General features: G+C 39.0%; 16 protein-coding genes and 1 pseudogene. 7 read left to right on the top strand and 10 right to left on the bottom strand.

The genetic code is table 11. From position 1 onward, the window contains the following. Nucleotides 1-275: 275 nt before the first annotated feature. Together IEV36_RS00770 and IEV36_RS00765 are read right to left on the bottom strand one after the other, a co-directional pair. Nucleotides 276-920, bottom strand: coding sequence for a hypothetical protein (locus tag IEV36_RS00770; RefSeq protein WP_005257257.1), 645 nt, complete (start codon nucleotides 918-920; stop codon nucleotides 276-278). An 11-nt stretch (nucleotides 921-931) separates the two neighbouring features. Continuing rightward, nucleotides 932-1,897 (bottom strand): 5'/3'-nucleotidase SurE, encoded by a 966-nt coding sequence (locus IEV36_RS00765; protein WP_005257256.1) that lies wholly within the window; start codon nucleotides 1,895-1,897, stop codon nucleotides 932-934. 185 nt (nucleotides 1,898-2,082) lie between these two features. On the opposite strand from IEV36_RS00765, the gene IEV36_RS00760 reads away from it, so the two are divergent. Then, nucleotides 2,083-2,316: a hypothetical protein gene (locus tag IEV36_RS00760; protein WP_005257255.1), complete on the top strand. Its 234-nt coding sequence runs from the start codon at nucleotides 2,083-2,085 to the stop codon at nucleotides 2,314-2,316. 46 nt (nucleotides 2,317-2,362) lie between these two features. Here the strand turns inward: IEV36_RS00760 and IEV36_RS00755 are convergent, their stop codons facing one another. The 5 genes from IEV36_RS00755 to IEV36_RS00735 form a co-directional block, all read right to left on the bottom strand. Beyond that, nucleotides 2,363-2,608, bottom strand: a complete 246-nt coding sequence (locus tag IEV36_RS00755; RefSeq protein ID WP_004771921.1) for a hypothetical protein — start codon at nucleotides 2,606-2,608, stop codon at nucleotides 2,363-2,365. Nucleotides 2,609-2,785: 177 nt separating this feature from the next. Beyond that, nucleotides 2,786-4,861 (bottom strand): polyphosphate kinase 1, encoded by a 2,076-nt coding sequence (gene ppk1, locus IEV36_RS00750; protein WP_005257249.1) that lies wholly within the window; start codon nucleotides 4,859-4,861, stop codon nucleotides 2,786-2,788. Nucleotides 4,862-5,093: 232 nt separating this feature from the next. Then, a complete protein-coding gene (locus IEV36_RS00745) occupies nucleotides 5,094-6,464 on the bottom strand; it encodes an OmpP1/FadL family transporter (protein ID WP_005257246.1) in 1,371 nt (456 codons plus the stop codon). Nucleotides 6,465-6,536: 72 nt separating this feature from the next. Next, the gene (locus IEV36_RS00740; protein WP_005257244.1) at nucleotides 6,537-8,489 is read right to left on the bottom strand and encodes an alkyl/aryl-sulfatase; all 1,953 of its coding nucleotides are present in this window, start codon (nucleotides 8,487-8,489) and stop codon (nucleotides 6,537-6,539) included. Between the two features lie 169 nt (nucleotides 8,490-8,658). Further along, nucleotides 8,659-9,999: a sigma-54 interaction domain-containing protein gene (locus IEV36_RS00735; protein WP_373869376.1), complete on the bottom strand. Its 1,341-nt coding sequence runs from the start codon at nucleotides 9,997-9,999 to the stop codon at nucleotides 8,659-8,661. A 621-nt stretch (nucleotides 10,000-10,620) separates the two neighbouring features. On the opposite strand from IEV36_RS00735, the gene IEV36_RS00730 reads away from it, so the two are divergent. Next, entirely contained in the window at nucleotides 10,621-11,835 is a 1,215-nt protein-coding gene (locus IEV36_RS00730) for an iron-containing alcohol dehydrogenase (RefSeq protein ID WP_005257241.1), read from the top strand. 293 nt (nucleotides 11,836-12,128) lie between these two features. On the opposite strand, the pseudogene IEV36_RS00725 reads toward IEV36_RS00730, so the two are convergent. After that, nucleotides 12,129-12,470, bottom strand: a pseudogene (locus tag IEV36_RS00725) (KGG domain-containing protein); the annotation flags it as partial. Between the two features lie 380 nt (nucleotides 12,471-12,850). Here IEV36_RS00725 and IEV36_RS00720 point away from each other — a divergent pair. From IEV36_RS00720 to IEV36_RS00710, 3 genes are all read left to right on the top strand, one after another. Beyond that, entirely contained in the window at nucleotides 12,851-13,279 is a 429-nt protein-coding gene (locus IEV36_RS00720; protein ID WP_005257239.1) for a hypothetical protein, read from the top strand. Nucleotides 13,280-13,426: 147 nt separating this feature from the next. Then, nucleotides 13,427-14,305, top strand: a complete 879-nt coding sequence (locus tag IEV36_RS00715; RefSeq protein WP_005257238.1) for an SDR family oxidoreductase — start codon at nucleotides 13,427-13,429, stop codon at nucleotides 14,303-14,305. A gap of 54 nt (nucleotides 14,306-14,359) precedes the next feature. Next, nucleotides 14,360-15,328, top strand: a complete 969-nt coding sequence (locus IEV36_RS00710; RefSeq protein ID WP_005257237.1) for a N5-glutamine methyltransferase family protein — start codon at nucleotides 14,360-14,362, stop codon at nucleotides 15,326-15,328. Between the two features lie 44 nt (nucleotides 15,329-15,372). On the opposite strand, the gene katE is transcribed toward IEV36_RS00710, so the two are convergent. Together katE and IEV36_RS00700 are read right to left on the bottom strand one after the other, a co-directional pair. Next, a complete protein-coding gene (katE, locus tag IEV36_RS00705) occupies nucleotides 15,373-17,508 on the bottom strand; it encodes a catalase HPII (RefSeq protein ID WP_005257236.1) in 2,136 nt (711 codons plus the stop codon). Between the two features lie 63 nt (nucleotides 17,509-17,571). Continuing rightward, complete coding sequence (locus tag IEV36_RS00700) at nucleotides 17,572-18,981, bottom strand: iron-containing redox enzyme family protein (protein ID WP_005257235.1); 1,410 nt, start codon at nucleotides 18,979-18,981, stop codon at nucleotides 17,572-17,574. Between the two features lie 230 nt (nucleotides 18,982-19,211). Here IEV36_RS00700 and IEV36_RS00695 point away from each other — a divergent pair, with 230 nt between their 5' ends. Together IEV36_RS00695 and IEV36_RS00690 are read left to right on the top strand one after the other, a co-directional pair. Further along, nucleotides 19,212-19,697: a CinA family protein gene (locus IEV36_RS00695; protein WP_005257234.1), complete on the top strand. Its 486-nt coding sequence runs from the start codon at nucleotides 19,212-19,214 to the stop codon at nucleotides 19,695-19,697. A 232-nt stretch (nucleotides 19,698-19,929) separates the two neighbouring features. Further along, nucleotides 19,930-20,130 (top strand): hypothetical protein, encoded by a 201-nt coding sequence (locus IEV36_RS00690; protein ID WP_005257233.1) that lies wholly within the window; start codon nucleotides 19,930-19,932, stop codon nucleotides 20,128-20,130. Nucleotides 20,131-20,227 lie beyond the last annotated feature (97 nt).

Below are 20,227 nucleotides of genomic sequence, written 5' to 3'. Positions count from 1 at the left end.
TTATGCAATACATAATTAAATTATGTTATGTGTAATTTTATTGGTTTTTTCTTGTCATATATAACGTGTTTTAACTCAATTCGAAGCAGTAGCTGCTAGGAGACAGAATTTAAAAAGAAAAATGCCTCCAACTAAATCAGACATTGGTCTCAAGATCAAAAAGTCAGCACCTTAGAAGCAGAATATTATTTTGAAGCAAAACAAAGGAGGTAGCGAGATGAGGGAGATAGAAGATGAGAAGCATCCCGACAAGATATTATCGGGATGCGCTTATTTTAAGATGGAAATGCCCAAAGATCTTTGGAATCAACCGTATCCGATAACAATTTAAAAGCAGCAGGCTCCAGATCCTGATCGACTACGACATAACCTTTTTCATTATTTTTTAAGGCTGCACATTTATTTTCAGTGAATTGATAACTTGCAGTATTTGCCAATGAACTCTCACTGATTTTTGCTGTGAAGCTACAGTTTTGATCAAGTGAAATCATTTGTCCTTGAGCTTTTACCTCAACAGGAATCGAACTGCCGTCAGCCAAAGATAAGGTATAGCTTCCCACCAGCTCATTCAAACTTAGCTTTTGATCAGCAATTTTTTCATAATGGGCAAATTCAAGCTTGAGATTTTTATCGCTTTGATTGCTGTGCCATGTTTTAGTTGCTACATCATAATGCATCACAATCTGAGCGCGATCTTGCTCATCATTTAAAACCACCAGCTTGGTGCCATCCGTACCTGAATAGTATTTACCTACTGTAGGTAATTCCTGATCGGTTTCGATACTAACCGAATAAGTACCCACTGCTAATGCAGGAACTGGCTCTGACTTCTCGGCTGGCTGTTCTTGTCGATCATTATTGTCATCATGACAAGCGCTCAAGGTTAAACCAAGAAGTAATACCCATAAACAACGTTGCATTGGCCTTCCCCTTACTTGAACAGGTTTTTAAGACGGATCTTTAGCCATTCTTGCGCTGCAGGACGATGGTCATAGGCCACTTGCATTGCAGTCACTGCAATCTTGCTTTGTACAACAGCACTTTCATCTGTTGCTTGTGCTGCTGTTGGTGCATTGGAATTAATGCCAAAACCTAAACCGTATTGATTGCCACCTTTATCATCTTTGCTGACTTTAAAATTAAAGTTATACAAGTCATAGCTACCAATTTTCGAGAACGCGAACGGCGTGCTGGTGCTTAAGTTCTTTGGAAAGTTGACATTCAAGGTAATGCCTTTAGGTAACAAAGCACCCTGACCGGCTTTATTTTGCAGCTCTTTCAATAATACGACTGTCTGTTTTGCCACAATCACGGAATTGGCATTATTTAAAGTCTTATCATCCACCGTATTTGGATCTGCACTTAGGGCAATGGAAGGAATTCCCCGCGCTGCCGAAAACTGTACATTACCAATCGTGCCCGAATGAACCACAACCCGACCAACATTCTGTCCTTCATTTGGCCCTGACAGGACAAGATCAGGTGCTTTGCCCCAGCGCTTATTGGCAATTACATCCAGACCATAAGCAGTTGCCATGACAGGTGTGCCATGTACATAACTCCAGTCCCCATTGGTATAACCTGCTTTGGTAAAAGAACCTGCTGCTGGTGCACCAATCGCTGCCGCCCCATTATGGCAACCATTTTCAGCCGCAATCTGCTTATCATTATCCGCCGAAATTACGCTAGCGCTGTACATCACAATCGCCCCACCACGTCCGCTTTGTGGTGAACATGGCACAGATACAGCGACACTATGACCATTGGCCTTTAACTCATCATAAAGCGCTTTGACATTACTGGTTAAGCCATCATCATTGACAATTAAAATATTTAAAGCAAAAGTCTGCGTCGAACATGCAGCTAAAATTAATCCACCCCAAAAACTCTTTTTCATCGTCCTATCACTATTCAAAATATTCGCCAGAAACAATAGTGTTGAAATATGAAAAATTTATGACGTATTCGCGTAGAGGCTTTAGCAAACCACCTGATTCAGATTCTATTCGCTGTCTTAAATTCTTAACAAAGTTCGATTAATTTAAATAAATAATTAATAAAGACCACAGCGATAATTGAACTATGAACGAGATATCAACCTTCGAAAAACTGACCCAACTTATTGATTCTTATAGCCATGAACATGGTGCTAGACCACAAAAAATTTTAATCGGTTATAAAGCCTATTATCATCTTATGGGCAACTCGAACTTTGCCACAGAAGTGACAGATTCAGCATTAAATCCAAATAAAAGAAGGTATAAAAAGATAAAAATTAAGGTCACTAAAGATGATTATCAACTTGAGCTAGAATGATGTTCTAGCCAAAAAATACAGATCATTAAGTCTGCAATTTATACGTTTAAATCAGAATTTCATTTTCATTATAATATTTTTCCAGTTCAGCAATCAGCTGTTCTTTGCCATCCATGCCATATAATTCAAAATTGATTTTTTCCAGATAATTGACAATAAAAATTAAGCGACTATTTTCATCATTCTGCCGCTTCTTTTCTTGCAGAAACTTTTTATACGCGACAAAGAGTTGATAACTTTGACGCGTATTTCGTCTTCTATTTAAGCTTGTTGTGTTGTCTTGCTCAACCATACTTTACATTTTACCCCTTATGAAATAAAAACCCACCGAAGTGGGTTCAGAAGCCATCAGAATGTTGTGTCAGAAAACATCAAAATTATTATTTTTATGCTCTAACCAACTGTTTCTTGTTCTTATAGAATTAGAATAATCTGATGTTATGACAGTTCAATGACCAATAGAATTTGATTAAAATTCTCTATCCATCAGGTAACGCTGAGCGATATGCACAGCCTGATTTGGTTTAGGCTGACATTGCGTCCAGATCCCATCTGCTTGAAGCTCCCAGGCACGGCGGTTGTCCTTGAGATAATTATTCAAGCCATCTTCGATAATCAATTTCTTGAGTTTCTTGTCTTCAATCGGGAAGCAGGTTTCGATGCGGGAAAACAGATTACGTCCCATCCAGTCCGCACTGGCGCAATACAGCTTAGCATCACCATCATTATAGAAATAGTAAACACGAGTATGTTCTAAATAGCGCCCCACGATCGATCGAACACGGATATTCTCCGAAAGCCCTTTCACTTGCGGTCTTAGACAGCAGATGGAACGAATGATCAGATCAACCTGCACTCCCGCCTGTGATGCTTTATAAAGTGCATGAATCAATTGTGCTTCAGTCAATGCATTGACCTTAATCATGATATGCGCTTTTTTACCCGCTTTGCTGTTTTCGATTTCTTGCTGAATCAGATCAATCAGTTGTGCATGTAAGGTAAAAGGTGCATGGAAAAGCTTCTTTAACTTGGCCATTTTCCCCATGCCCGTCAATTCCTGAAAGACCTTATGGACATCTTCGCAAATGTCATCGTCACCCGTGAGTAGCCCATAATCTGTATAAATTTTTGCATTGGTTGCGTGATAATTTCCCGTACCCAAATGTACATAACGTTTAATCTTGTCTTGCTCGCGACGCACCACCAGAATCATTTTTGCATGTGTTTTATAACCAACGATGCCATAAACAACAACCGCACCCGCCTCTTGCAATACATTCGCCACTTCAATATTTGATTCTTCATCAAATCGCGCTCTCAGCTCAATGACAGCTGTGACTTCTTTGCCATTTCTTGCAGCTTCCGCAAGGATTTTCACAATCTCAGAATCCGCTCCACTTCGGTAAAGCGTTTGCTTAATCGCTAGCACATTCGGATCATAAGCAGCATCTCGCAAAAGCTTGATCACAGGAGCAAAACTGTCAAATGGATGGTGTAACAGTACATCGCCTGCCTTGAGCACATCAAAGATTGGCTTCTTGCTATAAAGTGCTTTAGGAATTTTTTGTAGATAAGGCTTAAAGCGTAATTCAGGTAAATCGAAATTTGAGATAAAACGCGCCAGATTGACAGGACCATCAACAAAATATAAATGTTCTTTTTCGAGTTCAAATTGTTCCAATAAATAATCAGCAATATGATCTGGACAGTTTTTATTGACTTCAAGTCTGACGGCACGCCCAAAACGTCTTGCAGACAGCTCACCTTTTAATGCCACCGCTAAATCTTCGACATCTTCTGATACTGTTAAATCGGCATTTCGGGTGACACGGAATTGATAACAACCTGTTGCCTTCATGCCAGGGAACAAGTCAGAGATATGTTCCTGAATAATCGCCGACAGTAAAATATAGTGTTCTGCGCTACCCGAAACATGATGAGGTAATTTTACCAGTCGAGGTAAAGATCTTGGTGCGGGTACAATCGCTAAATCAATTTCACGGCCAAATGCATCCTTGCCTTCCAAGGTAACAATAAAGTTCAGACTTTTATTGGCTAATCGTGGAAATGGATGAGCCGGGTCCAGACTGATCGGTGTGACTACAGGCTGTACTTCACTGTAGAAATAATCTTTGATCCAAGCCTTATGCTTTTCCAGAATATCGGTATGTTGTATGTAATGTACGCCATGACCTTGTAGCTGAGGCAAAATGGTATAATTCAGGATCTTATATTGCTCTTCTACCGCCTCATGAACCACTTTAGAAATTTGCTGCAACACCTCTGCAAGCGGCATTCCATCTGGCCCTGTGGCCTGAGTCGACATATTGATTTGTTGCAGTAGACTGGCAACGCGGATTTCAAAAAACTCATCTAAATTTCGAGAGAAAATAATTAAAAAATTAAGTCGTTCCAGTAGCGGATGTTCAACATCTTTTGCCTGTGCAAGCACACGTTTATGAAACTCTAATAGCGACAACTCTCGATTTAGATATGTTTCTAAACTATGTTCTTGAGCATTTTTGAGTGCATGCAGTGAGGTCATTGATTACTCTTTTTTATATATAAATTACTTTGCGATAAAGCAACTAGAAACGGATTTTTCAATCTCCTATTTTCTTAAAAATATATTGCAGATTAATGACATAAATAAATTGTTTGCCAAAAAAACAAACCATTTGATCTCGTTCAAGTTAAAACCATACGAGATCAAATGAAAGAGATGAGTCAATCGGTTCAAAACCAAACGACGATTAAAACATCTCTATGTTTAAGCTTTAAAATTTATAACCCAGTTTAAGCCCATAACCGATGGAGTGATTTTGACTAAACTCAGCCACGTAATAATCACTGCCAGCCTGTGCACCCAGTTGCGCTTTTGCATCACCCAGCCAGAAATATTTCACGCCACCTGAAATAAAAGTTTGAGCTGTGGGACTATATTGTGCACCAATCCCAACATTATAGTAGCCTTTCACAGGCCCACCACTTGACACTTTCTCCCCAGCCCCTGAATCCCACCCAACCGACATCGAAGCAAACCATTTCTGAGAAAGTTTTTGTCCTAGCCCAAGATTTGCTGACCATTGATCATCATAATAACGAACTAAATTAAAACCATCTGGTCGACTTGGCGTAGACAAACTACCCACAATCTTGGAAATTTCGCCAAAACGATAAGGCTGAAAAGAAAAGTCACTCCAGTTCACCCAGCGTACATTACCAAATAACAATGTTCCTGGGCGCAAGCCAGTTTGGAACTCAAGTTTAACGGAATCCGGTGTCTTGAACTTGGTGGTTCCAGAGCTATTTGCATTCGGCAGTTCAGCCACAATATGGTTGAGTGCTGCTTTATTCTGCTCGGTCATTTTCCCAATCGAAACCATATAACTTAAATGCTGGTCGACCAGATCACGTCCTTGCTGAGTACTTAACATATCAATCAACGGCGCATTTTCAGTTGCATTGACTTTATGTTCTATTTCAGAACGATAGGTTAATGAGGCTTTCAAACCTTTTTCTGGAATCTGATAGGCAAAACCAGCCAACCAGCCCCAGTCACCTACGGCTTTACTGTGAAAATCATAGCCATTATAGAGACTGAACACCGCACCTCTAAGTTCAACCTGACTCTTAAAGTTTTCATAGGTCGGGCCTAGATAAAAATTCCAGTTTTTATTGGGCTGATAACCAAAAATAAAACTTAAATTCTGGATATCAAAGCTGGATTTGGTATTTCCTGTTGGCGCGTTATTGGAGGTCGCTTGGGCAATTCTCGTGGTCGTCATTCCTGGCAATAAAACAATATCATTTGAGGTGGCGACAAAGCTATTATTGCCTGAATACTCCGTATCTGACCCAAAAGGTTCATCATAAATAAAACCAAAAGAAAACTTTGGCGCGAGTTGTAGTTTTAATGCGGCTGAGGGCCAATAACTTGAATTTGCAATATCAGAGATCGATTGACGCGAAGCATTGATACCCGCTTCTTGTCCTTGTAGGGAGCTATCCATGACGGATAAACCTGCTTCAAAATAATTTCCTGGCTGTAAAAAGGCTGAAATGGATTGTCCATTTCGATCAAAAGCAGCGGCATTTAATTGTGTTGAAAAAACCGCTAATAGTAAACAATTGATTTTATGATTCATTTTACATTTCCTTGTAGAATGAAAGGGAGCTTTTTTATTGCTCTACTCCCTTCGATTTTCTTAAAATATTAATTAATAGTCTGGTCGAGTCAAAATTGGAAAATTAGGCGTTGGCTTTTTAAATAGCGCAAAGAATTGTCCAACTTTCATCGGATTGCCTTTTATCTCGCTGTCTTTAGATTGCAGCAGTTTGGCAGGATTGGTTTCACCACTGATCAGTCTCAAATACGAAAGCTTGGTAAGGCTTAATGTCGGACAGTCGGCTGGTAAACGATTACGCTCTATTTTTTCAAATAGCATGACTGAATTCTCGATCCGCAATGCAAAGTTTTCATTGCGATCAGTTAAGACCAGATTCAGGCACTGATTTTCATTTTTTAAATTTTCAACATCCAGATTGGTGGCCATAGCCTCCAGAAATCTTTCGGTTGGTGTATGAATCAGTAAACCTAAACGACTCGAGGTATTTTTTACTGTAGGCTGGCCTTGCAGTTCTTGCGCACCCATTAAATAGAAATTACGCCAGGTTGACGCTTCCGCAGTGTATCCAAGTTGACGGTATGTTTTGGCGAGTAGCTGTCTTGCCTGAGCATTGTCAGGGTTATTAAAGACCAGATGTTTTAATACTTCTGCTGCCCATCGATACTCCGCTTGGTTATAAGCTTTCTGGGCATTTTTTAGTGCGTTAGCCTCTCCTCCAGCAAGCTCAATATATTTCTTTGCCGCATCTCTAGGGGGCAATGGATCAAGATTGGAAGGATTCGCATCAAACCAGCCCATATAGTATTGATATACCGCTTTGGCGTTGTGCTTTAAGGTCCCGTAATAACCATGTACATATAATTTCTGATCCAGCTCTGGTGGCAGTTTAATTTTTTCAGCGATTTCCGCACCATTTAGCCCTGAGTTCATATAACGAACCGTCTGATCATGGATAAACTTATAAACATCTCTTTGCGTTTTAATAAAGTCCTGAATATTGGCATTGCCCCAAACTGGCCAGTGATGCTGGGCAACAAAGACTTCCGAATTTTTGGTTTGTTCTAGCGCCTGATTTAAATAACCCACCCATTTTAAGGTATCGCGGACTTTTGCCCCTCTCAAGGTATAAAGGTTATGCAACGTATGCGACAGAATCTCCGCGCCATTGTAGAGTTTCAGCGAAGGAATGGAGAATGTCAGTTCTGACGGTGCTTCTGAGCTGGGTACATTATAAAAAACGAAATCCAGACCATCGATCTTGAGCTTCTGTTCTGGCTGTGTAATCAATTTATTCGGCTCTAAAATTCCCATTTGTCCGACAGCGACCGCCTTCCCCAGACCATTATCGACTAGACCATCGATACGTTTAGGCAAATATGTTCCATACATATAGCTGGCACGGCGCGTCATCGCAGGACCCGCCATGATATTTTCACTGGTGGCCTCTTCCATAAAGCCTTCTGGTGCAACAATCGGTATCTTTCTTTGCTTCAACTCTTCAGCCGAAATCACGCCTAGCGCACCACCGAAGTGATCCACATGACTATGGGTAAAAATAATTGCCGAAATTTTTTGATCGCCAAGATATTGTCGAGCAAACTTGATTGCAGCTTCAGCCGTTTCTTTTGCTGTTAAAGTATCAACGATAATCCAGCCGGTTTTCCCTTGAATAATGGTCATATTGGCCAGATCAAAACCGCGAATCTGCCAAACACCATCTGTCACCTTAAACAAGCCCGCATTGTTATTTAACTTGGCTTGGCGCCATAAACTTGGATTTACCGTATCAGGGGCAGCACCGCTAATAAAATTAAAGGCATCGAAGTCCCAGATCACATCGCCTTGTTCATTTTTGATCTGACCACTCGGCTTGGCAACAAGCCCTCTTTCTGCATTTTTAAACTCTTGTTCATCTTGTAAATTATATTTATTTTGATAGAGCGCATGAGATTCAATCACTGCCTTTTCTACATTGACATCCGCTGCGCCAACATAAAACGGTAAAACACATAATAATGACGCTGTAACGACTTTAATCTTCATATTACTTCCTTATAACTTCTCTTATCCCGTTCACTGTTATATTTCAATGTGTCTTAGGATGCTCAAAACCGTAGGTAAAACCAGATATATAATTAAAACTTATTTTTAAATAACAATGTATTAACCGCTCCTATTCTCCTTTTTTGATGCCTGAAAGATCTAAATCCTTTTATAAATTCTCCATATAACGTTGTCTCTTTTTGAACAAAGTAGATTGATCAATTCCTAAAGCTTGGGCTGCTTTTTGTGTGGTTTTAAACTCTGTCAATGCCTTGGCAATAATGCCGTATTCAAATGCCTCAACCTGTCTTTTTAGATTTCTCTCAGTCGGTTGTGAGGCAGATACATCAATGAAAGATTGAGGTTCATCAAAAATATTGGCAGGAATATCGGTAGGCTGAATCTGATCGGACAAACTCATGACCACGGTCTGTTCGATAAAATTAGTCAATTCCCGAATATTTCCAGGCCATGAATACTGCTTCATCATCTGGATAACCGTTTTGGAATAGGTTCTATTGAGCTGATATTTATGATTAAAAAACTTAAGATAATGATTTGTTAAAGGTTCGATTTCACTAATACGATCTTTTAAATCATCTAAATGTAACTTAGCCACACACAGTCGATAATAGAGGTCATTCCGAAATGTTCCCTTCTTCATTAACTCTTGTAAATTATGATGTGTCGCTGAAATAATCCTGACATCGGTATAAATATAATCACTGCCGCCTACAGGAATAAACCGATTATCTTCAATCACTTTTAATATTTTTGCCTGCAAGGCCAGTGGCAAATCCCCCACTTCATCCAGAAATAAAGTGCCGCCATTCACCGCTTCAAATAAGCCTTTTTTGCCTTTCTGCAATGCGCCTGTGAATGCACCAGGCACATAGCCAAACAGTTCAGATTCTAATAAACCGTCAGGCATGGTGGCACAATTGATTTCCAGAAAAGGTTTATCTTTCCTTTTGCTGCGATTATGGATATGACGTGCCAACATGGTCTTGCCCGTGCCAGTGCTGCCTTGAATCAGCACTTTAATATCAGATGCTGCGAGCCGATCTGCCAGTTGATAGATCTGGTTGGTTGAATCACTTAAGTGTTCAAACAAATCTGCAAATGGCTTGGAATGAGAGTACTTTTCCTGAGTGTTTTTAATATCTTCTAGCTCACGCTGAGCATTTTGGGCACGTAATAACGCCGTAATATCACGTACAGAAGTGATCACTGCAATCAAGCTATTGGTGGTTTCATGAAAAACAGGATGACCTGTAACCAGTAATTCTTTGCCATTTTTTAGCGACTGCAAGATCGTGGTTTTTTTACAGCTTTTAATGACTTCCAGTGAAACGGAGCGCGAGAGTACGCCTGCATTGACCAGCTCCTGAATAGAATGATCAATCAGATCATTACGTTCAAGACCCGTCAGCATCAAATAGGCATCATTTGCAAATAAGATCTGTCCCATCCCATCTGTAATAAATACACCATCATCAATTGCGTCCATAATTGAAATGAACATTTTTTTTGAAATTCTCACGTCCCTTGAGTTTTCCTTATCAAAGAAATTTATCCAGTCCATTGTCTTATCTCTAAATACCGTTCTAAGTGATGATTTAGAACATTGCTAAGTTTTACAGCATCTCATCTGTATGCTTTCAAAAACATATTGGTATTTAATTATTTATCTTTCAACTAATAAATCTGATTAAGCAAGTATGATGCCAAAATTTATTGTTTATAATTATCAGATAGATATAAAAATAAGGACTTTTGAGTTAATGAAAAAAAGCATTATTTATGATTTTTTTCATCATAAAAATACTGAACAAATACAGGAGGCTTTTTTGGAAAACGATTTTTATTGTTGAGAAATAAGTTTGATTGATGATGTTCTATGAATAGCAATGAAGTTTATACATCAACACTTCTACAGAAATACAATTTAGGCCAGAGCTAGATGCAGTCAGGGCATCAGAAATAGAACGCGAGTGCGTATGATGGGTTTTGAGGAAAACTCCACGCCCTTTTTTGTTTGACTTGCATACGGGTAAAATATATACATAAATAATGATACAAGCTGTATCAGGATATAAAAATACAAGAATCAAGAATAGGATGAATAACAATGTCTCATCAAATTAATCTGCCAAGGATTATGGAAATTGGCAAAAATGCACGAAGCAAGCTTCCCCTGATTCTGAATAGTTTAGGTGCAAAAAAACCACTGATCATTACCGATAAAATGATGGTTTCACTGGGATATATCGCACAGATTCAAGAGATATTAAAGGCCGAACTTATCGAGAGTGATTACTTTGATGAAACCATTCCCGAACCCACCTCTAGCTCGATTGAAGCAGGTGTTGATCATGTCAAAAACCATGATTACGATGCCATTATCGCGATTGGTGGCGGCAGCCCGATAGATAGTGCGAAAGCGATCAGCATTTTAAGCAAGCACGGTGGTGTCATCGCGGATTATAAATTTCCCCGACAAGTCAATGAAATAGGCCTTCCAATTATTGCCATCCCGACCACAGCTGGGACAGGATCTGAATGTACACGTTTCACCATCATCACCAATGACCTGACCAGCGAAAAGATGCTCTGTGCGGGTTTAGGCTTTTTGCCTGTTGCAGCGATTATCGACTATGAACTCACCATGTCACTGCCTGCTCGAACCACAGCAGATACAGGAATTGACGCACTTACCCATGCCATGGAAGCCTATGTAAGTAAAAAAGCCAGCCCATATAGTGATGCGCAAGCACTCGCGGCAATGAGATTGATTGGACCAAATTTGCAAACAGCGTATCACCAACCCAGCAACGAATCCGCTCGTGAAAAAATGATGCTTGGCTCAACTTTGGCTGGCATTGCCTTTTCCAATGCCTCCGTTGCCTTGGTGCATGGCATGAGCCGACCGATTGGTGCTTTTTTCCATGTGCCTCATGGCTTATCGAATGCAATGCTGTTACCGACAATCACTGCTTTTTCAATTCAAGCCGCCCCTGAACGCTATGCAGAATGTGCCAAAGCAATCGGCTGTGCAAATCATGATGATTCGGATGACGTCGCCAATCAGAAGCTCATTGATACGCTAATTGAGATTAATCGAGATTTGGCAGTACCCAGCTTAGCTGAGTTTGGTGTCAGTAAAAGTGATTTTGATCAGGTCGTACATACGATGGCTGAACAAGCATTGGCTTCAGGTTCACCATTAAATAATCCAGTCGTACCAACGGTTGAACAGATCATCACGCTTTATCAACAACTTTGGCAAGAGCAAAAACCAGCACTTATTGACGAGAATAAACTTACTGAGGAAAGCTACACATAGAACTGATCTAAAAGGTTGCGCGGGATCGCTTATCTACCAATCAAATATAAAATAAGCGATGAATACTTGATCTAGGAATATCGAGTTCAATCGAATTTTTTAGCGGGCGATTCATTTTACGGAAAGAATATCTTTTTAGATTTACAGCAGTTGAAATAGCAATTAAAAAAGGATATTGAATAAAACATTTATTCAACATCCTTAGCTTTTATTAAACAATGGCTTAGGCAGAGAAAGCCTGTACATTATTTAATGCAACAATACGGCTTAATTTAGCTGGTAAAACGTCCGTATTCATCACGTTTTTGATTACCGCGACCGCGGCTACCGCGATCATCATAATCATCGTCGTCATCGCGGCTGCTAGAACGACGGCCATTTTTATGACTTAAAGAACCGGCTTCACGCGCTTCTTCTGAAGTAAATTCATGTGCATTTCCCCGTGAATGAGCCATACGTCCAGCCTCACGGGCTTCTTCGGTGGTAAATTCATGCGCATTTCCGCTTGCATGGGCTGCGCGTCCGCCCTTACTCGCTATTTCCCGTAAGCGATCTGGATCCATGCTGGCGAATCCACGGTTTGAGGTACCTGAATTATTATCTTGATCATCTTGTCTAGAATCTTGATTAGCCATGATTATTTCTTCCTCTATTAAAATTATAGATGCAACGTTATATAGCGGCTATATTCACCATAAGAGATAAAATGCTTTTGCTCTAACCCTGCTATGTTTCAATACTTTTAAATGTTGCCAATTTATTTTTTTATAAAACTGATATCATCATGTTATATGAGCAATTTTTAAGTATTATATTTTAAAATTCCTATATATTTTTTACGCTTTAAATAACACAGAGAAGAAAGCATTAATAAAGACAACAAATAAACATTCTTTTACAACCCCAATCAAAATCATTAAAGTGGATATAAAAAAATACAAAGCACACATTTAAAGAAACAATAGAATTTTAGACATTAAAAGAGGCGATTGAATAAATTTTCAGGAGATTTAAAATGAGTAAAAAAATGGGAGTAAGTTCAGATCTGGAACTACAACCTAGCTTTATGACGTTACTTAGCCCTGAAATTTTGCTGGCTCATTTAGATACAGATAACCACGACTGGCTGGCATATGATTCGGACTGGTTTTATAAGGTAGAAAAAAAAGACATTACATTACCATTTCAGCGCATTCTACACATTACTAACAATATGAAAAATATTGATATTTATAAAGAAAAGTACGAACATCCTAAGGCGCTAGAATCTCAACGATCATCGATCAATAACGAACAATTACAGGAAGCCGAGAAAATAATTAGACTAATCCTCAATCTAGAACAATCCACAGCCATTGAAAATTGGGCCCAAGATACTGAAAATAGAACACTTGTCGAAGATATTATAGCCAGTCACCATATTAAGATTTTATGTCTCGTCTAGCAGTCATTTGATAATGGATAAAATTTATATTTTTTTACTCGCTTCTACGGAATAAATACAATTCCAACTAATCAAAACATTGTCCTTACCGAAAATAACATCTTTTTCAAAGATGATAAAAAATAATCGAATCAAAGGACTTTAGAGATGAGCAACAATCCGAATCAATATCCAACTTCTGCGCCTGCCCAAGAACAGCCACACCAACCTGGCAAGCAACAAGCGATGCATCCAGAACCTGAAATCATCAAGTCGACGCATCAAGGCAGCAATAAACTCAAAGATAAAGTTGCACTGATTAGCGGTGGTGACAGCGGTATAGGCCGTTCTATTGCCGTTTTATTTGCTCGTGAAGGTGCAGATATCGCAATTATTTATCTTGAAGAACAAGAAGATGCTGAAAAAACTAAACAACTGGTTGAGCAAGAAGGTCGACAATGTTTACTGTTTAAAGAAGATATAACTGATCCTGACGTCTCGGAAAAGTGTGTGGAGGAGACTGTAAAGGCTTTTGGTAAAATAAATATCTTGGTTAATAATGCTGGCGTTCAGTTTCAGCAAAAAGATTTAATCAATATTAGTAATGAACAGTTAGACAGAACCTTTAAAACCAATATTTTCTCGATGTTTTATTTAACTAAAGCGGTACTGCCTCATTTAAAAGAAGGAGACAGTATTATTAATACCACCAGTATTACCAGTTATCACGGGCACGATGAGTTAATAGACTATGCCAGTACCAAAGGCGCGATTACAACATTTACCCGCAGTTTGTCGACGAATCTCATGAAGCAGAAAAAAGGCATCCGTGTGAATGGTGTTGCCCCTGGCCCGATCTGGACCCCGCTCATTCCAAGTAGTTTTGATGCAGAAACAGTAGAGAAATTTGGTCAGGATACACCCATGGGACGAATGGGCCAACCGAGTGAAGTTGCGCCTGCATACTTATTCTTGGCTTCCGATGATGCCAGTTATATTACAGGACAGGTTATCCATGTAAACGGCGGTGAAATTATCAATGGCTAAGCCAGTATAAAACCTCCTTTGGGAGGTTTTTTAATAACAATAAGAGGCTAAAAAATGAATCAGCATTTTACTATGGAAGGTATACAGCAAAGGGCTTTGCACTATTTACTCCATTTTTTAGAAGAACAGCATTATCGTTTTACTGTCATTACACCGCTTAGTCATGAACGGATTTTGAAGCGCAAGAAACACTTATCCAATACAGCGAGGAGCTTAAAGGATATTTTTGGCTGGAATCTGCCCTTTTATCCTGAAGCTCTGGATCAACAACTTTTTCTGATCTTAAAAAATGCTGACCTGATCCATCTTGAAAATCAGCAATGGTTGAGTACAGTTAGAGTGGCATCTCTGGATGAAAAGTTATTTATCCATTCGGCTTTTCCAACGATTGAAATCGATGCTGTGTTCTTTGGGCCAGATACTTATCGTTTTTATTATCATCTTAAACAATACTTACTCCACCAGATACATGTTATACAGCGTAGTGTGGAACTTTGTTGTGGCGCTTCACCTGTCGCCATTACGATTGCCAAGTTAATTCCTGAGGCTACTGAAATTTTTACTGCGGATATTAATCCTAAAGCACTGTTTTATAGTCAGGTGAATAAAGATTTTACGGGGTTGAGTAATATTTTCCCCACACAGAGTAATCTTTTTTCCAATCTGGAGGGACATTTTGACTTGATCTTTGCAAACCCTCCTTACCTGATGGATCTGCATGAACGTCAATATCGGCACGGTGGTAATGTGCTGGATGGCACTGATTTATCCTTTAATATTCTCACCGAAGCAATCAAAAGACTGACGCCTCAAGGCACGTTATTTTTATATACTGGCATAGCGATCAGTCAGGACGGCAATAAGTTTTTAGAAGCAGTCCATAGCTGGATACAAGATTATCCAGACTTTAACTACAGTTATGAAGAAATTGACCCTGATGTGTTTGGGGAAGAACTTGAACAACCAGCCTATCAACATATTGAAAGAATTGCTGTAGTTTTGATCAAGCTCTCTGCTGCCTGACTTTTTTGAATATAAAAAAAGCTCCATGACGGAGCTTTTTAGCATTAGGCGGGTATGGCTTCTGCCACAGCTTCCCTCGCCCAAACACGATGATGCCGGAGCAACTGTTTCAGCTTCTCGGCCACATGACGGAAATCATCTTGCAATAGCGTGCCTTCATCTGGCACTAAATCAAGTTGATCCAGTAATTCAGCTTTATTACCCAAGAATACAATTGGTTTTAAATGCTTATAGGCTTCAAGTAAATAATGCTTGGTCACACCATCCGCCAAAACAGCATCTAAATTATCGCCATCTGCAATCACCACAGCATCATAGATAATAGAAGGTTCCGCTTTCTGCATGCCATCCGAGGTAATCACTTCATCGCGTGACCCTTTTACTGGTGCTAGCATTGGCGTTAATAAATGCACAATGGCATTTTCCTGAATCGACCAGTTAATAATCGTGCGTAATGTCTCCGCATTAACTTTGTCATGAATCAGTACGGCAATTTTACGTCCCTGAATATCCTCAGGAATAAATGCTTGCATAGAAAGTTTTTCAGATTTTTCAATACTGGCCTGCTTAAAGTTTTCTTTTAAGTCTGGCACCTCGATTCCAAGATTTTGTCCAACTTGTTTCGCGAGATCGGTATCAATATTGGCCAGTACTTCCTGAACTTCACGCTCACGGATATGCGGTCGCTGCACCTTACTTAATTCAAAAGTATAGGCATCGACCACATGTTTTTGCTCATGCGCTGCCAAGCTTTGATAATACAAACGCGCTTGTGAAAAATGATCCGAGAAAGATTCACTGCGCTGACGAATTTTATGTCCATCAATGCGCTCCTGATAACTTTCAAAGCCGCCATTCTGTGCAGCAGCAGGAATCTCAATCGGCCAGTTATTATCAATCGAATTCGGCTGATATGAAGCCTGACCTTTATGGATTTGATGCTGATGAATGCCATCACGCTGATTATTATGGAATGGACATACAGGCTTATTGATGGGAATCTGATGGAAATTCGGGCCACCCAAACGACTTAATTGGGTATCGGTATAAGAAAATAAGCGAGCCTGCAATAGCGGATCATTAGTGAAATCAAGCCCTGGTACGATATGCCCTGGGCAGAATGCAATTTGCTCAGTCTCTGCAAAGAAATTATCAACATTACGATTCAACACAAACTTGCCAATTGGCGTAATTGGAACCAATTCTTCAGGAATAATTTTGGTCGGATCGAGCAGATCAAAATCGAAGCTCATCTCATCTTCTTCTTCAACAATCTGCACACCCAGTTCCCACTCAGGATACAGACCCTGCTCAATCGCTTCATACAGGTCTCGACGATGGAAATCAGGATCTTTACCTGCCAGCTTCTGTGCTTCATCCCAGACCAGCGCACTTAAACCCTGTTTCGGTGTCCAGTGAAATTTCACAAAACGAGCTTTTTCATGCGCATCTACAAAACGGAAAGTATGCACACCAAAGCCTTGAATCGAGCGTAAATTACGTGGAATCGCACGATCAGACATCGCCCACATCACCGCATGCGCGGACTCAGGCACCAGTGAAACAAAATCCCAGAAAGTATCATGCGCAGTCGCACCAGTCGGAATTTCTCTATGTGGTTCAGGTTTTACCGCATGTACGAAATCTGGAAATTTAATCCCATCCTGAACGAAGAATACGGGGGCATTATTGCCGACCAGATCAAAATTGCCTTCTTGGGTATAGAACTTAATCGCAAAACCACGGATATCACGTACTGTATCCGCCGAACCACGTGGCCCCTGAACTGTCGAAAAACGCACAAAAATAGGCGTTTGTATGCTTGGATCAGTCAGAAAACCCGCTTTAGTAAACCGCTCATTGCCTTCATAAGCCTGAAAATAACCATGTGCACCGACACCACGCGCATGCACAATCCGTTCTGGAATACGCTCATGGTCAAAATGCGTAATTTTCTCACGCAAAATAAAATCTTCGAGTAAAGTTGAGCCTCGTACACCCGCTTTTAAGCTATTCTGGTTATCTGCAATTTTTACCCCTTGATTGGTCGTTAATGCTTCGTCGGTGGCATCACTTCTTGCCTGATCAAGCTGTCTGGTCTTTTCAGTCTGATTACTTTTGTCTGGTGTATTCCCAGCTAAAGCACTTTTAGTATTGTTATCTTTAAGATCGTCATTCATTGGGCTACCCTGTTTTATTGTTGGCTAAATAAAATGATTAAATGGTGTTGTGGTTTTCCTGACTTAACGCGGTGAAGCGGTTAAATAAGGAAATAACAATTCGGCATACTTCTGAGTACTCCATAGACCTATGCTTTTGTGATGAGATTCGGGGGCAAGAAAAGGCGTCAATTTACAAAGCTTGAGTGCAAAATTGTCTGTCTGGCTAACTCTGGTTTGTAAGTGTTCCAGTTCGCCATCCGAGATGTAACTGAATAGATAATCATGTAAAGGTTGTTCTTTACTTAGGCTATTTTTATAAGGCAAGACATGGGTTGAGTATTGATCGCCAGCAATCCAGTCATGAATAATCTGTCTTTCTACGGGTGTAAACACACCATACATCTTCCCATCTTCATGGCTAATCATGCGCCAGAATGGGCTCTCTTCAGGATCACAATTGAATCTAATCCAGCGCTTTTCGACCAGTTGATTGATAAAACTCCCAATCTGTTGTGGATTGGCTAGCCACTGATTAATAGATTTGCATCCAACAAATTGTTTTTCGTTATGAACCAGTTGCCCAATTAAGGCTTTGCGTTTTAAGATTTTATGAACAAAATTTTCAAGATTCAGGTCTTTAATAATTTGTAGTGAGGACATACCCTGCTGATTTAAAGCATAGCCACGTTTTACCTTCGCCATAAAAGTTTCTTTATCTTTATATTTTTTATAAACATTTTCAAAAGCTTTTAAAGACTTATGCGCGTGGCCATTGTCCAGATTATCGATGGTAATATGCAAATTGAAGTATTTGGCTTCGATTCCCAGCTCTTTAAGTTCATAGTTAGTAATTAAAAGATGCAAAGGAAGCTGCTCATAGCCGAGATTAAAACCAATAATTTCAGGAATAAACTCTGGTGGTGCATAAGCCAAAGCCAGTTGGACTGCTGAGTGATGGTAATACTCATCGTCTAGGAAAAGTTCAAAATCATCCAGACCCAATACACGCAATAAGTCATCGTAGATACAGACATGGTTGGACTTCGCCTGCCCCAGACCAAGCTCTTCTAGATAGATTAAAATGAGGTCATGAAAAACAGGATCATTCCAATAATTTACGAGGCTATATAGCCAAGAACCATCTACTTTTTTTACTGGGGCAACTTTTAATAAAAATTCAAATGCCTGCCCGATGTTTTTAAAATATTCTCGCTCGCTCCCTGCTTGGCGCTGGCTTAAATACTCTTGATAGCTGAGACATACTTTACGATTTTCATTGTTATACCAATTACGGATTTCCTCAATCTCATTGGGCAAAGAAGTCTTATTCGGCTTCATCGTATCAAATTCTTGTGCTAAGAAATTAACTGCTTTTTTCTCTTTTTCAAAGTTAGATATATCCCCATCAAGGAAGAAAGAAACTAACTCGTAATAATTTTTATGATCGTCCTGCAACAAATCAAGTAATCTTTTTTTTACGACAACAGACATTTCCATTCTCCGAATCGAAAATATAAATTTACCTTACGTTGCTCATCCTTTATTCCTACCAACATTTTGTTAAAACAAGTTAAGATTGAAACAAATAAAAATCAAAAACCTTTTATATCAACAAAATAGGAAAAATACTTTTTTACATTTCAATATTTTGAATTATTTAATCAGAAAATGAATTAAAAAATAATTAATAATTTAAGTAATAAATTTGGTGAGAAAAACCTATGTTTAAAAAATCATGCGAATTACTGGCTCAAAAGAAGCTTTCTATTTTCTTTCTTGAAAGTGCTTCCGCAGGTTATTTATCCTATCAGTTTTCTTTGAGTCCATTTTCTGGAGATATTCTTATAGGAAGTTTGGTTTGTTATGACTTAAAAGTAAAAGAAAAGGTGCTAAAAATTTCTCCAAAACTCATTAAGAAATATAGTGCTGAATCCATTCAGGTCACAGAAGAGATGATTAAAAAGGGAAAGAAAATCTTTAAATCAGACATTTATATTTCATGTACAGGATTACTCAAGGAAGGAGGCTCTGAAAGCAAACAGAAACCTGTAGGAACATTCTTTTATTGTATAGATTATAAAAATAAAACCTATATATTCAAAAAGATATATAAAGGTAGACCTGAAGCAAAGCTAAAAATTCTACTCAAGGATATATGCCGTAATATTATTAAGATTATCAATAAAAAAGATATCCAAAACAAATGAGCTTATTCTTTGTTGCAGTTTGTTACTTTAGTATAAACTTATATTAAGACTGTTCGCTTTAAAAACAAACACAAATACTTAACTTGTTAAAAAATCTTTATTTCCATAAAAAAACTGCATTACATTTAAATATAGTGAAACAGGCTCACCCTATGATTAAAATAAAAATATGTTTTAATTAAATCATCTGATTTACTCAGATATTATCAAAAACCAAATGAGGTGTACGATCATGAGTAATACAAATAACCAAAGCAATCAAGAACGCAATAATCAACAGCAGCAGCAACAACAAAATCAGCAAAACCAGCAGAACCAAAACAATGACAACCGTCAGCAGCAACAGCAGCAAAACGACAACCGTCAGCAACAAGGATCGAATCAAAAAGATTCTAACCAACAAGGATCAAACCAAAATAATCAGCAAAAATAAGTTTTGATTATTTTGAGATCCGTAAATATTTAGGAGAATAAATTAATATTCTCCTAAATTTTATATAAGTTAAAAATTTGCTGGAGAACGATAATGA

The sequence above is a fragment of the Acinetobacter vivianii genome (assembly GCF_014635885.1).
In the GTDB taxonomy this organism is placed as follows: Bacteria; Pseudomonadota; Gammaproteobacteria; order Pseudomonadales; family Moraxellaceae; genus Acinetobacter; species Acinetobacter vivianii.
Note: the sequence above shows the minus strand (reverse complement) of the source record. Positions and strands in the feature narration are given on the sequence as shown.